The 13,455-nt window shown below is 66.4% G+C and carries 23 protein-coding genes; 22 read left to right on the top strand and 1 reads right to left on the bottom strand.

The window, feature by feature from the left end:
- Positions 1-60 precede the first annotated feature (60 nt).
- On the top strand, positions 61-1,251 hold the full coding sequence (gene tuf, locus ASD23_RS12340; RefSeq protein ID WP_056010902.1) for an elongation factor Tu: 1,191 nt from the start codon (positions 61-63) through the stop codon (positions 1,249-1,251).
- Between the two features lie 310 nt (positions 1,252-1,561).
- Positions 1,562-2,776 carry an acyltransferase family protein gene (locus ASD23_RS12335; protein ID WP_082571406.1) on the top strand — a complete coding sequence of 405 codons (1,215 nt, stop codon included), beginning with the start codon at positions 1,562-1,564 and terminating at the stop codon, positions 2,774-2,776.
- 23 nt (positions 2,777-2,799) lie between these two features.
- Here the strand turns inward: ASD23_RS12335 and ASD23_RS12330 are convergent, their stop codons facing one another.
- Complete coding sequence (locus ASD23_RS12330) at positions 2,800-3,249, bottom strand: OsmC family protein (RefSeq protein ID WP_056010896.1); 450 nt, start codon at positions 3,247-3,249, stop codon at positions 2,800-2,802.
- Positions 3,250-3,753: 504 nt separating this feature from the next.
- On the opposite strand from ASD23_RS12330, the gene rpsJ reads away from it, so the two are divergent.
- The 20 genes from rpsJ to rplO all read left to right on the top strand — a co-directional run bounded on the left by rpsJ (position 3,754) and on the right by rplO (position 13,391).
- Positions 3,754-4,062, top strand: a complete 309-nt coding sequence (gene rpsJ, locus ASD23_RS12325; RefSeq protein WP_017201594.1) for a 30S ribosomal protein S10 — start codon at positions 3,754-3,756, stop codon at positions 4,060-4,062.
- An 8-nt stretch (positions 4,063-4,070) separates the two neighbouring features.
- The gene (rplC, locus tag ASD23_RS12320; RefSeq protein WP_056010893.1) at positions 4,071-4,727 is read left to right on the top strand and encodes a 50S ribosomal protein L3; all 657 of its coding nucleotides are present in this window, start codon (positions 4,071-4,073) and stop codon (positions 4,725-4,727) included.
- A 3-nt stretch (positions 4,728-4,730) separates the two neighbouring features.
- Positions 4,731-5,390 (top strand): 50S ribosomal protein L4, encoded by a 660-nt coding sequence (rplD, locus tag ASD23_RS12315; protein ID WP_056010889.1) that lies wholly within the window; start codon positions 4,731-4,733, stop codon positions 5,388-5,390.
- On the top strand, positions 5,387-5,692 hold the full coding sequence (gene rplW / locus ASD23_RS12310; RefSeq protein WP_056010886.1) for a 50S ribosomal protein L23: 306 nt from the start codon (positions 5,387-5,389) through the stop codon (positions 5,690-5,692). Before rplD ends, rplW begins: the two co-directional genes overlap by 4 nt.
- A 17-nt stretch (positions 5,693-5,709) precedes the next feature.
- Complete coding sequence (rplB, locus tag ASD23_RS12305; protein WP_056010883.1) at positions 5,710-6,549, top strand: 50S ribosomal protein L2; 840 nt, start codon at positions 5,710-5,712, stop codon at positions 6,547-6,549.
- A 12-nt stretch (positions 6,550-6,561) separates the two neighbouring features.
- A complete protein-coding gene (rpsS, locus tag ASD23_RS12300) occupies positions 6,562-6,843 on the top strand; it encodes a 30S ribosomal protein S19 (RefSeq protein ID WP_056010880.1) in 282 nt (93 codons plus the stop codon).
- Positions 6,844-6,868: 25 nt separating this feature from the next.
- Positions 6,869-7,234, top strand: coding sequence for a 50S ribosomal protein L22 (rplV, locus tag ASD23_RS12295; protein WP_056010876.1), 366 nt, complete (start codon positions 6,869-6,871; stop codon positions 7,232-7,234).
- Positions 7,234-7,986, top strand: coding sequence for a 30S ribosomal protein S3 (rpsC, locus tag ASD23_RS12290; protein WP_056010873.1), 753 nt, complete (start codon positions 7,234-7,236; stop codon positions 7,984-7,986). Before rplV ends, rpsC begins: the two co-directional genes overlap by 1 nt.
- A gap of 2 nt (positions 7,987-7,988) precedes the next feature.
- Positions 7,989-8,408, top strand: coding sequence for a 50S ribosomal protein L16 (rplP, locus tag ASD23_RS12285; protein ID WP_056010870.1), 420 nt, complete (start codon positions 7,989-7,991; stop codon positions 8,406-8,408).
- Complete coding sequence (gene rpmC, locus ASD23_RS19440) at positions 8,408-8,737, top strand: 50S ribosomal protein L29 (protein WP_056010867.1); 330 nt, start codon at positions 8,408-8,410, stop codon at positions 8,735-8,737. The genes rplP and rpmC overlap by 1 nt, the downstream gene beginning before the upstream one ends.
- Before the next feature lie 2 nt (positions 8,738-8,739).
- A complete protein-coding gene (rpsQ, locus tag ASD23_RS12275) occupies positions 8,740-9,042 on the top strand; it encodes a 30S ribosomal protein S17 (protein ID WP_056010864.1) in 303 nt (100 codons plus the stop codon).
- Between the two features lie 33 nt (positions 9,043-9,075).
- Positions 9,076-9,444 (top strand): 50S ribosomal protein L14, encoded by a 369-nt coding sequence (gene rplN, locus ASD23_RS12270; protein WP_056010861.1) that lies wholly within the window; start codon positions 9,076-9,078, stop codon positions 9,442-9,444.
- Between the two features lie 2 nt (positions 9,445-9,446).
- Entirely contained in the window at positions 9,447-9,806 is a 360-nt protein-coding gene (rplX, locus tag ASD23_RS12265; protein ID WP_056010858.1) for a 50S ribosomal protein L24, read from the top strand.
- Positions 9,806-10,393: a 50S ribosomal protein L5 gene (gene rplE, locus ASD23_RS12260; protein WP_056010855.1), complete on the top strand. Its 588-nt coding sequence runs from the start codon at positions 9,806-9,808 to the stop codon at positions 10,391-10,393. The genes rplX and rplE overlap by 1 nt, the downstream gene beginning before the upstream one ends.
- Before the next feature lie 130 nt (positions 10,394-10,523).
- Positions 10,524-10,922 carry a 30S ribosomal protein S8 gene (rpsH, locus tag ASD23_RS12255; protein WP_056010852.1) on the top strand — a complete coding sequence of 133 codons (399 nt, stop codon included), beginning with the start codon at positions 10,524-10,526 and terminating at the stop codon, positions 10,920-10,922.
- A 4-nt stretch (positions 10,923-10,926) separates the two neighbouring features.
- Entirely contained in the window at positions 10,927-11,463 is a 537-nt protein-coding gene (rplF, locus tag ASD23_RS12250; protein WP_056010849.1) for a 50S ribosomal protein L6, read from the top strand.
- Positions 11,464-11,465: 2 nt separating this feature from the next.
- Positions 11,466-11,825, top strand: coding sequence for a 50S ribosomal protein L18 (rplR, locus tag ASD23_RS12245; RefSeq protein WP_056010846.1), 360 nt, complete (start codon positions 11,466-11,468; stop codon positions 11,823-11,825).
- Positions 11,822-12,523 (top strand): 30S ribosomal protein S5, encoded by a 702-nt coding sequence (gene rpsE, locus ASD23_RS12240; protein WP_056010842.1) that lies wholly within the window; start codon positions 11,822-11,824, stop codon positions 12,521-12,523. Before rplR ends, rpsE begins: the two co-directional genes overlap by 4 nt.
- Positions 12,523-12,708 carry a 50S ribosomal protein L30 gene (rpmD, locus tag ASD23_RS12235; protein ID WP_056010840.1) on the top strand — a complete coding sequence of 62 codons (186 nt, stop codon included), beginning with the start codon at positions 12,523-12,525 and terminating at the stop codon, positions 12,706-12,708. Before rpsE ends, rpmD begins: the two co-directional genes overlap by 1 nt.
- Positions 12,708-13,391: a 50S ribosomal protein L15 gene (gene rplO / locus ASD23_RS19305; RefSeq protein ID WP_082571405.1), complete on the top strand. Its 684-nt coding sequence runs from the start codon at positions 12,708-12,710 to the stop codon at positions 13,389-13,391. The genes rpmD and rplO overlap by 1 nt, the downstream gene beginning before the upstream one ends.
- The last annotated feature ends 64 nt before the right edge of the window (positions 13,392-13,455 follow it).

The following is a 13,455-nucleotide window of genomic DNA, read 5'->3' as shown; positions in this document are numbered from 1 at the left end:
AGACCACCGGTCGCAATCCAGCGCCCGGCGGATCTACACGAGTCCTGAGGAGGACCCACAGTGGCTAAGGCCAAGTTCGAGCGGACCAAGCCGCACGTCAACATCGGAACGATCGGTCACGTCGACCACGGCAAGACCACGCTCACCGCAGCGATCTCGAAGGTGCTCGCCGACAAGTACCCGTCGGCCACCAACGTGCAGCGCGACTTCGCGTCGATCGACTCCGCTCCCGAGGAGCGCCAGCGCGGCATCACGATCAACATCTCGCACGTCGAGTACGAGACGCCGAAGCGCCACTACGCGCACGTCGACGCCCCGGGTCACGCCGACTACATCAAGAACATGATCACCGGTGCGGCTCAGATGGACGGCGCGATCCTCGTGGTCGCGGCGACCGACGGCCCGATGGCGCAGACGCGCGAGCACGTGCTGCTCGCCAAGCAGGTCGGCGTGCCGTACCTGCTCGTCGCGCTCAACAAGTCCGACATGGTCGACGACGAGGAGATCCTGGAGCTCGTCGAGCTCGAGGTCTCGGAGCTGCTCGCCAGCCAGGGCTTCGATGAGAACGCCCCCGTCGTCCGCGTGTCGGGCCTCAAGGCGCTCGAGGGCGACGAGAAGTGGGTCCAGTCGATCCTCGACCTCATGGAGGCCGTGGACAACAACATCCCCGACCCGATCCGCGACAAGGACAAGCCGTTCCTCATGCCGGTCGAGGACGTCTTCACGATCACCGGTCGTGGAACCGTCGTCACGGGCCGCGCCGAGCGTGGCACGCTGAAGATCAACTCCGAGGTCGAGATCGTCGGCATCCGCCCGACGCAGAAGACCACGGTCACCGGTATCGAGATGTTCCACAAGCAGCTCGACGAGGCATGGGCCGGCGAGAACTGCGGTCTGCTCCTTCGCGGCACCAAGCGCGAAGACGTCGAGCGCGGCCAGGTCGTCGTCGCACCCGGCTCGGTCACCCCGCACACGGGCTTCGAGGGCACCGCGTACATCCTCTCCAAGGAGGAAGGCGGGCGTCACAACCCGTTCTACGCGAACTACCGCCCGCAGTTCTACTTCCGCACCACCGACGTCACCGGCGTCATCACGCTGCCCGAGGGCACCGAGATGGTCATGCCCGGCGACACCACCGACATGACGGTCGAGCTGATCCAGCCGATCGCCATGGAGGAGGGCCTCGGCTTCGCCATCCGTGAGGGTGGACGCACCGTGGGTGCCGGTACGGTCACCAAGATCGTCAAGTAGGTTCACCTACTGATCGCCGACAGGGGTCGGGCCTTCGGGCCCGGCCCCTTTCGTGTACCCACCGCGGGGTCGGGACGGTGAGTTCAGGGCACCGGCCCCTTTCGTGTACCCACCGCGGGGTCGGGACGGTGAGTTCAGGGCACCGGCCCCTTTCGTGTACCCACCGCGGGGTCGGGGCGGTGAGTTCAGGGCACCGGCCCCTTTCGTGTACCCACCGCGGGGTCGGGGCGGTGAGCTCAGGGCGCCAGCCCGGTTCGTGCCCGCCGTCAACCCCTTCCGTGCGCGGGGCGATCGACCTACGCTGTGACGGATGGCAGTTCCCCCTCAGCCATTCGTTCGGTCGACGGTTCGCCCTGAGATTCAGGCTCTTCGGGCGCTCGCCGTCGGAGCAGTCGTGCTCCATCACGGATGGCCGGCCGTCGCGCCGGCCGGCTACATGGGCGTCGACGTGTTCTTCGTCGTCTCCGGATTCCTGATCACCGGGCTCCTGCTCCGCGACGCGGAGCAGCGGGGCCGCATCCCGCTCGGCAGCTTCTACCTGCGCCGGGCCCGGCGGATCCTCCCGGCGGCCGTGACGGTGCTCGCGGTCGTCTCCGTCCTGACGATCGCCGTGGTGCCCCAGCGCGAATGGCGGTCGTGGTTCCGGGAGATCGTCGCGAGCGCGCTCTACTCCGAGAACTGGCAGCTCGCGATCGACTCCCAGATCCCGCGACGCGCAGATCTCGAGTCCACGCCCGTGCAGCACTACTGGTCGCTCTCGGTCGAGGAGCAGTTCTACCTGTTCTGGCCCCTCCTGCTGATCGTCGCGATCTGGTTCGCGGCGCGATGGGGAGTCGCATCGCGACGCGTGCTCCTGCCGCTGCTCGGCGCGGTCACCCTCGCGTCGTTCGTGCATTGCATCGTGCTCACAGCGCAGGACCCCGACCTCGCGTACTTCTCGACGTTCACGCGCACCTGGGAGTTCGCCGTCGGCGGGTTGCTCGCACTGCTCGCCGCGACACCGCTCCGCGGCCACGAGCGGGTGCGTGCAGCCGCCTCACTCGCCGGGCTGGTGCTCATCGCCGTGCCGATCGTCGCCTTCCGCTCGCCCGACGTCTTCCCGGGAACGGTCGTGCTCCTGCCGGTGGTCGGAACGCTCGCGGTGATCTGGGCGGGCATGCCGCGACTCGCCTGGTCGCCGTCGCGCCTCGCTGCGCTGCGTCCGGTGCAGTGGATGGGCGATGTGTCGTACTCGCTCTACCTCTGGCATTGGCCGATCTTCATGTTCGTGCCGTACCTGACGGGTGTGCCGAGCCCGCCGTGGCTGATGGTGCTGCTCGTGGCGTTCTCGTTCCTCGTCGCCGGCCTCTCGAAGCGGTACATCGAGGACCCGTTCCGCACGCCGGCGAAGGGAGTGCAGGCTCGCCCCTCGATCGTGATCGGTGCTCTGGCCGCGGTCATCGCCCTCGTCGTCGGGGCCGGCGTGGTCGCCCCGAGCGTCGCCGCCGAGCGCACCGTCGCGTGCTCGCGCAGCGATCGCGACTGAGCAGCGACAGCCGTCGCGCCGTCTCAGACCGCGGTGCCGTCGATCGTCGTCTCGAGGTCGATGCTGCCGTGCACGCTGCGGGCGACGGTGCAGCCACGGTCGATCGCCTTGACCATGATCTCGATGAGCTTCGTGCGCTCCGCCTCGTCGAGTGCGGAGAGGTCGAGGAGCAGTTCCTCATCGACCCGCGAGTACCGGTTCTCGGAGTCCGAGGTGCCGTGCGCCCACACGGTCATCGCGAAGTCCTCGCCGAGGCGCCGAGCGGCGACGCGGTCGGCACTCATCCCGGCGCAGCCAGCGAGGGCGAGCTTCAGCAACTCGCCGGGAGTGAAGTGGCCCTCGGCCTCGGCCGGCCCGATGCGCACCGTCGAGCCACGTTCGTTCATGCCCTCGAACGTGCGTTCGCCGGTGCGGGTGACCGAGACGCTGCCCGGTCCGATGCGGTCGCTCACCTGATGCGCGTGCTCGGTCATGTTCGCCCTCCAGACGTGGTCGTCACGTCGATTCCATCACGGATGTCGCGGGCCGCGTGGGGCCTCGTCTGCGACATCCCTGTGAACCCGCCCGGGCGCGACACGCCCGGGTTGCAAGTAGCCCCTCATTGTGGCAAACTCGTTGAGTTCAACATTTCGAACGCGTGCACTCGTGCGCGCTGATCGGATCACTGTCAGGCAGTGCATAACCACCCGGTTCACCCCGTTCCAACGGGGCTCACGCAGGGGTCAGGTTAGGCCGCAGGCAGGAGAACAGACAAACCGACACACACAACGCCATGGGCGACCATGTCCGCGTGCGCGCCGGCGGGTTCGAAGGTCGAGCGTGTCGAGAGCACCGCCCCGGTACATCCGGGCGGGTGGTTTCGACAGGCTCGATCACCGGCCTTTGACAGAAGAACAGTGGTGCTTCACACGGAGTAGCTACGCGGCGTCCGATGCCCTCGGAAGGGGTAAGACGCCTTGACAGAGAGAGAGTCAGCAATGGCGGGACAGAAGATCCGCATTCGACTGAAGTCGTATGACCACGAGGTCATCGACACCTCGGCGCGCAAGATCGTCGACACGGTGACCCGCGCGGGTGCCACGGTCGTCGGCCCCGTGCCGCTTCCGACGGAGAAGAACGTGGTGTGCGTCATCCGCTCGCCCCACAAGTACAAGGACAGCCGCGAGCACTTCGAGATGCGCACCCACAAGCGCCTCATCGACATCGTGGACCCGACGCCCAAGGCCGTCGACTCGCTCATGCGACTCGACCTGCCGGCAGACGTCAACATCGAGATCAAGCTCTGAGGTAACAGATGTCTTCCGCTACCAAGAACGTGAAGGGTCTGCTCGGCACCAAGCTCGGCATGACCCAGGTGTGGGACGAGAACAACAAGCTCGTGCCCGTGACCGTCATCGAGATCGCTCCCAACGTGGTCACCCAGCTCCGCACCGTCGCGAACGACGGCTACGAGGCTGTGCAGATCGCTGCAGGCGCCATCGACCCGCGCAAGGTCAACCAGCCCGCGACCGGCCACTTCGCCGCTGCAGGCGTGACCCCCCGTCGCCACCTGACCGAGGTCCGCACCGCGGACGCCGCGTCGTACTCCCTCGGCCAGGAGCTCCCCGTCGAGGGTGCCTTCGAGGCCGGCCAGCTCGTCGACGTCGTCGGCACGAGCAAGGGCAAGGGCTTCGCCGGTGTCATGAAGCGCCACAACTTCAAGGGTGTCTCCGCTTCGCACGGTTCGCACCGCAACCACCGCAAGCCCGGTTCCATCGGTGCCTCGTCGACGCCCAGCCGCGTCTTCAAGGGCATGCGCATGGCCGGCCGCATGGGTGGCGAGCGCGTGACCGTGCTCAACCTCCGCGTGCACGCCGTCGACGCCGAGAAGGGCCTGCTGCTCGTCAAGGGCGCGGTTCCCGGTGCTCGCGGCCGTCTCGTTTTCGTCCGCAACGCAGTGAAGGGGGCGTAGTCCATGGCTACCGCCAACACCATTGACGTGCTCGACGCGACCGGCAAGAAGTCCGGCTCGGTCGAGCTGCCCGCCGAACTCTTCGACGTGCAGACCAACGTCCCGCTCATCCACCAGGTCGTCGTCGCCCAGCTCGCAGCAGCGCGCCAGGGCACGCACAAGACCAAGACCCGCGGCGAGGTTTCCGGCGCCGGTCGCAAGCCGTTCAAGCAGAAGGGCACCGGCCGCGCCCGTCAGGGTTCGATCCGCGCTCCTCAGATGACCGGTGGTGGCGTCGTGCACGGCCCGCAGCCGCGCGACTACTCGCAGCGCACCCCCAAGAAGATGATCGCAGCAGCGCTCCTCGGCTCGCTCTCCGACCGCGCTCGCGGCGGCCGCGTCCACGCGGTCACCGCCTTCACGGCCAGCGAGACGCCGAAGACCAAGGAAGCCGTCGCGCTCCTCGCCGCGATCGCTCCGGCGAAGCGCTTCCTCATCGTGCTCGCGCCCGGTGAAGAGCTCTCGCAGCGCGCCGTTCGGAACATCCCGACCGTGCACGTGCTGCGCGTCGACCAGCTGAACGCCTACGACGTGCTCGTCTCGGACGACATCGTCTTCAGCACCGCTGCCCTCGAGTCCTTCGTGGCCTCGAAGACGGCGAAGAAGGAAGAGGTCTCGGCATGACCGCCGCCGCGAACAACAAGGACCCGCGCGACATCATCATCGCGCCCGTCGTCTCGGAGAAGAGCTACGGCCTGATCGACGAGGGCAAGTACACGTTCATCGTGGACCCCCGTTCGAACAAGACCGAGATCAAGCTCGCCATCGAGAAGATCTTCAACGTCCAGGTGGCGTCGATCAACACCCTGAACCGCCAGGGCAAGACCCGCCGTACCCGGTTCGGCATGGGCAAGCGCAAGGACACCAAGCGCGCGATCGTCACCCTCAAGTCCGGCTCGATCGACATCTTCACGGCTGTCGGCTAGGGAGCAGAGGAATAAGAATGGCTATTCGTAAGTACAAGCCCACGACTCCTGGTCGTCGCGGTTCGTCGGTCGCCGACTTCGCGGAGATCACGCGCTCCACGCCTGAGAAGTCGCTGCTCCGCCCGCTGCCGAAGACCGGTGGTCGCAACAACCAGGGCCGCATCACGACGCGTCACATCGGTGGTGGCCACAAGCGCCAGTACCGCGTGATCGACTTCAAGCGGAACGACAAGGACGGCATCAACGCCAAGGTCGCTCACATCGAGTACGACCCCAACCGCACCGCGCGCATCGCGCTGCTGCACTTCGTCGATGGCACCAAGCGCTACATCCTGGCTCCGAACAAGCTCTCGCAGGGCGACGTCGTCGAGTCGGGCCCCGGCGCCGACATCAAGCCCGGCAACAACCTGCCGCTGAAGAACATCCCCACCGGTACCGTGGTGCACGCCATCGAGCTGCGCCCCGGCGGCGGTGCCAAGATGGCACGCTCGGCCGGAGCATCCGTTCGCCTCGTTGCGAAGGACGGCCCCTACGCCCAGCTGCGTCTGCCCTCGGGCGAGATCCGCAACGTCGACGCGCGCTGCCGCGCGACCGTCGGCGAGGTCGGCAACGCCGAGCAGTCGAACATCAACTGGGGCAAGGCCGGCCGCATGCGCTGGAAGGGCGTCCGCCCGACCGTGCGTGGCGTCGCCATGAACCCGGTCGACCACCCGCACGGTGGTGGCGAGGGCAAGACGTCCGGTGGACGTCACCCCGTCAGCCCCTGGGGCCAGAAGGAAGGCCGTACGCGCAAGCGCGATCTTCCCAGCGACAAGCTCATCGTTCGCCGCCGTAACGTCGGCAAGAAGCGCAAGTAGGAGTTGTAGAAGATGCCACGCAGTCTGAAGAAGGGCCCCTTCGTCGATGACCACCTGCTTCGCAAGGTGATCACGGCGAACGAGGCCGGCAGCAAGAACGTCATCAAGACCTGGTCGCGCCGTTCGATGATCATCCCGGCGATGCTGGGTCACACCATCGCGGTGCACGACGGCCGCAAGCACATCCCGGTGTTCGTCACCGAGACCATGGTGGGTCACAAGCTCGGCGAGTTCGCCCCCACCCGCACCTTCCGTGGACACGTGAAGGACGACAAGAAGGGCCGTCGCCGCTAAGCGGTGACGTGAAGGAGGAGAAGAAATGGTGGAGTCGATCGCACGCGTGCGACACATCCGCGTCACCCCCATGAAGGCCCGTCGCGTCGTCAACATGATCCGCGGCCGTCAGGCACAGGAGGCACTCGCCATCCTGAAGTTCGCCCCCCAGGGTGCGAGCGAGCCGGTGTACAAGCTCGTCGCCTCGGCCATCGCGAACGCTCGCGTCAAGGCCGATGCAACGAACACCTACCTGGACGAGCAGGACCTCTACATCAGCAGCGCCTACGTCGATGAGGGCACCACCCTCAAGCGATTCCAGCCGCGTGCTCAGGGTCGTGCCTTCCGCATCAACAAGCGAACGAGCCACATCACCGTCGTGCTCGCCACGCCCGAGGAGGGTACGAAGTAATGGGTCAGAAAGTAAACCCGTACGGCTTCCGTCTCGGCATCACCACCGACCATGTGTCGCGGTGGTTCTCCGACTCGACGAAGCCCGGTCAGCGCTACGCCGACTACCTGGCAGAAGACATCAAGATCCGTCGACTGCTGCAGACGTCGCTCGACCGCGCCGGTGTCTCGCGCATCGAGATCGAGCGCACCCGCGACCGTGTCCGCGTGGACATCCACACGGCACGTCCCGGCATCGTGATCGGCCGCCGCGGCGCCGAGGCCGAGCGCATCCGCGCCGACCTCGAGAAGCTCAGCGGCAAGCAGATCCAGCTGAACATCCTCGAGGTGAAGAACCCCGAGGCCGACGCTCAGCTCGTCGCTCAGGGCATCGCCGAGCAGCTCTCCGCTCGTGTGGCCTTCCGCCGCGCGATGCGCAAGGGTCTGCAGGGTGCCCAGCGCGCCGGCGCCAAGGGCGTCCGCATCCAGGTCTCCGGCCGCCTCGGCGGCGCCGAGATGAGCCGTTCGGAGTTCTACCGCGAAGGCCGTGTGCCCCTGCACACGCTCCGCGCGAACATCGACTACGGCTTCTACGAGGCGAAGACCACCTTCGGTCGCATCGGTGTCAAGGTCTGGATCTACAAGGGCGACATCACCAACAAGGAGCTCGCCCGCGAGCAGGCCAACCAGAAGTCGTCGCGCCCCGAGCGCAGTGACCGTCCCCGCCGTGCGCCCAAGGCGCAGGAGCCGGTGGCAGCAGGAGTTGAGGCATAACCATGTTGATTCCCCGTCGAGTCAAGTACCGCAAGCAGCACCACCCTGGCCGTTCGGGCCACGCCACCGGCGGCACGAAGGTCACCTTCGGTGAGTTCGGCATCCAGGCGTTGACCCCCGCGTACGTGACGAACCGTCAGATCGAGTCCGCTCGTATCGCCATGACGCGTCACATCAAGCGCGGCGGCAAGGTGTGGATCAACATCTACCCCGACCGTCCGCTCACCAAGAAGCCGGCCGAAACCCGCATGGGTTCCGGTAAGGGTTCGCCCGAGTGGTGGGTCGCGAACGTCAAGCCGGGTCGAGTCCTCTTCGAGGTCTCCGGCGTCTCCGAGGAACTCGCTCGTGAGGCAATGACCCGTGCCATCCACAAGCTGCCCCTCAAGGCACGCATCATCAAGCGCGAGGAGGGCGACGCATAATGGCCGTCGGCACCAAGGAGCTCAGCCCCGTCGAGCTCGACACCTTTGAAGACGAGCGACTCGTCGATGAGCTGAAGAAGGCCAAGGAAGAGCTGTTCAACCTGCGCTTCCAGTCGGCCACCGGTCAGCTCGAAAGCCACGGCCGCCTCCGGGCGGTCAAGCGCGACATCGCGCGCATCTACACGGTCATCCGCGAGCGCGAACTCGGCATCCGGGCAACGCCCGCGCCGGTCGAGGTTCCGGCCAAGGCCGAGAAGAAGACGAAGAAGGCCAAGGCCGAGGCATCCGCTGATGCTGCAGCCGAGGTCGAAGAGACGAAGGAGGCCTGATCATGGCTGAGACCAAGAAGGCTTCGGCCGAGGTCGACACCGCGGCCGAGCTCGTCCGCGGCTACCGCAAGGTTCGTCGCGGCTACGTCGTCAGCGACAAGATGGACAAGACCATCACCGTCGAGGTCGAGGATCGCGTGAAGCACCCGCTGTACGGCAAGGTTCTGCGCCGCACCTCGAAGGTCAAGGCTCACGACGAGCTGAACACCGCCGGCATCGGCGACCTCGTCGTGATCAGCGAGACCCGTCCCCTTTCCGCCACGAAGCGCTGGCGCCTCGTCGAGATCGTCGAGAAGGCCAAGTAAGCCTCGGGCTTACTTGAAAGAAGGAGATTCAAAGTGCTTCAGCAGGAATCACGAGTCAAGGTCGCCGACAACACCGGCGCCAAAGTGCTCCTCACGATCCGCGTGCTCGGTGGCTCGAAGCGTCGGTACGCCGGCCTCGGTGACACCATCGTCGCGACCGTCAAGGACGCCATCCCCGGCGGCAACGTCAAGAAGGGCGATGTGGTCAAGGCCGTCATCGTCCGCACCGTCAAGGAGACCCGTCGTCCCGACGGCTCCTACATCAAGTTCGACGAGAACGCCGCAGTGATCCTGAAGAACGATGGTGACCCCCGCGGCACCCGTATCTTCGGACCGGTCGGTCGCGAGCTCCGCGACAAGAAGTTCATGAAGATCATCTCGCTGGCACCGGAGGTTATCTAGTCATGGCCAACATCAAGAAGGGTGACCTCGTTCAGGTCATCTCGGGCCGCAGCCAGGCTCGCGGCGGAGATCGCGGCAAGCAGGGCAAGGTCCTCGAGGTGCTCGTCGCCGAGAACCGCGTCGTCGTCGAAGGCATCAACTTCGTGACGAAGCACGTTCGCGTCGGCCAGACGCAGCGCGGCTCGAAGACCGGCGGCATCGAGACCGTCGAGGCCCCGATCCACGTTTCGAACGTCGCGCTCGTCGACCCCGAGTCGAAGAAGCCGACCCGCGTCGGTTTCCGCATCGAGACCGTGACGAAGGACGGCGTCGACAAGACCGTCCGCGTCCGTTACGCAAAGAAGTCAGGTAAGGACCTGTAATGACCGACACGGCTACGCAGGCTGGCAAAATCCAGCCGCGCCTGAAGACCAAGTACCGGGACGAGATCTCGAAGGCCCTCACCGAGGAGCACGGCTACACCAACGTGCACCAGGTTCCGGGTCTCGTGAAGATCGTCGTGAACATGGGTGTCGGCGAAGCCGCGCGCGATGGCAAGGTCATCGACGGCGCGATCGCCGATCTCACCAAGATCACCGGCCAGAAGCCGCAGGTCACGAAGGCTCGCAAGTCCATCGCGCAGTTCAAGCTGCGCGAGGGACAGCCCATCGGCGCCCACGTCACGCTTCGTGGCGACCGCATGTGGGAGTTCCTCGACCGCCTGCTCTCGCTCGCACTGCCCCGTATCCGCGACTTCCGCGGCCTCTCGGACAAGCAGTTCGACGGCACCGGCAACTACACCTTCGGTCTCACGGAGCAGTCGATGTTCCACGAGATCGACCAGGACAAGATCGACCGCGTCCGCGGCATGGACATCACTGTGGTGACCACCGCCAAGACGGACGAAGAGGGCCGCGCGCTGCTCAAGCAGCTCGGCTTCCCCTTCAAGTCGGCCGACGCGGCCAACTGAACCACGGATGCTGCGGGCGCACGCCCGCAGCATCCGACCCCGGTCCTCCGCATCCGCGGGAGACCGACACCACAGGTCATCGCTCGTGTAACGGGCGCTGAAACCTGGTGAACGTAAGGAAACACTCGTCATGACGATGACCGACCCGGTCGCTGACATGCTGACCCGTCTGCGGAACGCGAACTCCGCACACCACGACTCCGTGTCGATGCCCAACTCCAAGCTCAAGGCGAACATCGCCGAGATCTTGAAGAAGGAGGGCTACATCGCGGACTTCGAGCTGACTGACGCTCGCGTGGGCAAGACGCTCACGCTGCAGCTCAAGTTCGGCCCCAACCGCGAGCGTTCGATCGCTGGCATCAAGCGCGTCTCCAAGCCCGGCCTCCGCGTGTACGCGAAGTCGACGGAGCTCCCCAAGGTGCTCGGCGGCCTCGGCGTTGCCATCCTGTCCACCTCCAGCGGTCTGCTCACCGACCGCCAGGCCGAGAAGAAGGGCGTAGGCGGAGAAGTCCTCGCCTACGTGTGGTAGTTCCATGTCACGAATCGGACGACTTCCCATCGACATCCCCGCGGGCGTCGACGTCAAGATCGACGGCCAGGCCGTTTCGGTCAAGGGCCCGAAGGGCGAGCTCGCGCTCACCGTCGCCGCCCCCATCGAGGTCAAGCTCGAAGAGAACCAGGTTCTCGTCACCCGCCCCGACGACGAGCGCACCTCGCGTTCGCTGCACGGCCTCACGCGTACCCTCATCGCCAACCAGATCATCGGCGTGACGCAGGGCTACTCCAAGGGCCTCGAGATCGTCGGCACCGGTTACCGCGTCGCGCAGAAGGGCTCGTCGCTCGAGCTCGCGCTCGGTTTCTCGCACCCCGTCGTCGTCGACGCTCCCGCCGGCATCACGTTGACCGTCGAGGGCAACAACAAGATCACGGTCGCGGGCATCGACAAGCAGGCGGTCGGCGAGGTCGCCGCGAACATCCGCAAGATCAAGAAGCCCGAGCCGTACAAGGGCAAGGGCATCCGCTACGCCGGCGAGGTCGTGCGTCGCAAGGCCGGAAAGTCAGGTAAGTAATCATGGCTGTGAAGACCAAGACGGCTGCGCGTTCGCGCCGCCACACCCGCCTTCGCAAGAAGGTCGTCGGCACCGAGCTGCGTCCGCGCCTCGTCGTCACCCGTTCGGCACGTCACGTGTTCGTCCAGGTCGTCGACGACAGCAAGGGCCTGACCGTCGCCAGCGCCTCGACCATGGAGGCCGACCTCCGTGTGTTCGACGGTGACAAGACCGCCAAGGCCAAGAAGGTCGGCGAGCTCGTCGCAGAGCGTGCGAAGAAGGCCGGCATCGAGTCCGTCGTCTTCGACCGCGGCGGCAACAAGTACGCCGGTCGTGTCGCAGCGATCGCCGATGGAGCGCGAGAGGCAGGGCTCAACCTGTGAGCGAGAACACTACGAAGGAGACCGAGGTGACCGCAGAGGCACCCGTCGAGACGGCAGCAGCTTCGGAGCCGGCTCGGAACGAGCGCGACAACCGTCGCGGCGGCGGTCGAGACCGCAACCAGGGTGGCCGCGACCGCGGTGGCCGTGACGCCGAGAAGAGCCAGTTCCTCGAGCGCGTCGTGACCATCAACCGCGTGTCGAAGGTCGTCAAGGGCGGCCGTCGCTTCAGCTTCACGGCGCTCGTCGTCGTGGGCGACGGCAACGGACTCGTCGGCGTCGGCTACGGCAAGGCGCGCGAGGTCCCGACCGCGATCTCGAAGGGTGTCGAGGAGGCGAAGAAGAACTTCTTCCGCGTCCCTCGCATCGGAGCGACCATCCCGCACCCCGTCCAGGGTGAGGCTGCAGCCGGCGTTGTCCTGCTGCGCCCCGCTTCGGCCGGTACCGGTGTCATCGCCGGTGGTCCCGTGCGCGCGGTGCTCGAGTGCGCCGGCATCCACGACGTCCTGAGCAAGTCGCTCGGTTCGTCGAACACCATCAACATCGTGCACGCCACGGTCGCCGCCCTGCAGCAGCTCGAAGAGCCGCGTGCAGTCGCTGCCCGTCGTGGCCTGGCCTACGACGAGGTCGCTCCGGCCCGTCTGCTGCGTGCCGAGGCCCAGGCGGCAGAGTCCGCCGCAGCAGCGAAGGCAGGTGCCTGATGGCCAAGCAGCTGAAGGTGACCCAGATCAAGTCCAAGGTGAGCGAGAAGCAGTACCAGCGCGACACGCTGCGCAGCCTCGGACTCAAGCGCATCGGCCAGTCGGTCGTTCGCGAGGACAACTCGCAGAACCGCGGCTATGTGAACACCGTCGCGCACCTCGTGAAGGTTGAGGAGATTGACTAATGGCTGACGAGAAGAAGGACGTCGCCGCCGAAGCCCCCAAGAAGGCTCCGGCGAAGAAGACGGCCGACAAGCCCGCCGCCGCGAAGGCAGCCCCCAAGGCTGCTGCCGAGAAGAAGGCCCCCGCCAAGGCCGCAGCTGCGAAGGCCGACTCGGCCGACGCCGCCAAGGCTCCGGCGAAGAAGGCCCCCGCCAAGGCTGCGCCCGCCAAGTCGGCCGCCGCCAAGGCGGAGGTCGCGGAGAAGCGCGAGCAGGTGCTGAAGGTTCACCACCTCCGCCCCGCTCCCGGCTCCAAGAAGGACAAGACCCGCGTCGGACGCGGTGAGGGTTCGAAGGGCAAGACGGCAGGTCGCGGTACCAAGGGCTCGAAGGCTCGCAACAACATCCGCCCCGGGTTCGAGGGTGGCCAGCTTCCGTACCACATGCGTGCGCCGAAGCTCCGCGGCTTCAAGAACCCGTTCCGCGTCGAGTACCAGGTCGTGAACCTGGAGAAGCTCGCCGAGCTGTACCCGAAGGGCGGCGACGTCACGATCGCCGACCTCGTCGAGAAGGGCGCCGTTCGCAAGAACGAGCGCGTCAAGGTTCTCGGCAACGGTGACATCCAGGTGAAGCTCACCGTCGCGGTCGACAAGGTCTCCGGCTCGGCTGAGCAGAAGATCGTCGCCGCTGGCGGCTCGGTCAAGTAGACCGGTACAGCACCGATTGCACGAGCCAGTCGGGACCTCGCGTATGATTCACGGGGGTCTCGAC

The sequence above is a fragment of the Agromyces sp. Root1464 genome (assembly GCF_001427265.1).
Taxonomy (GTDB): domain Bacteria; phylum Actinomycetota; class Actinomycetes; order Actinomycetales; family Microbacteriaceae; genus Agromyces; species Agromyces fucosus.
The sequence above is the reverse complement of the archived record's forward strand: the minus strand, read 5'-3'. Positions and strand labels throughout refer to the sequence as shown.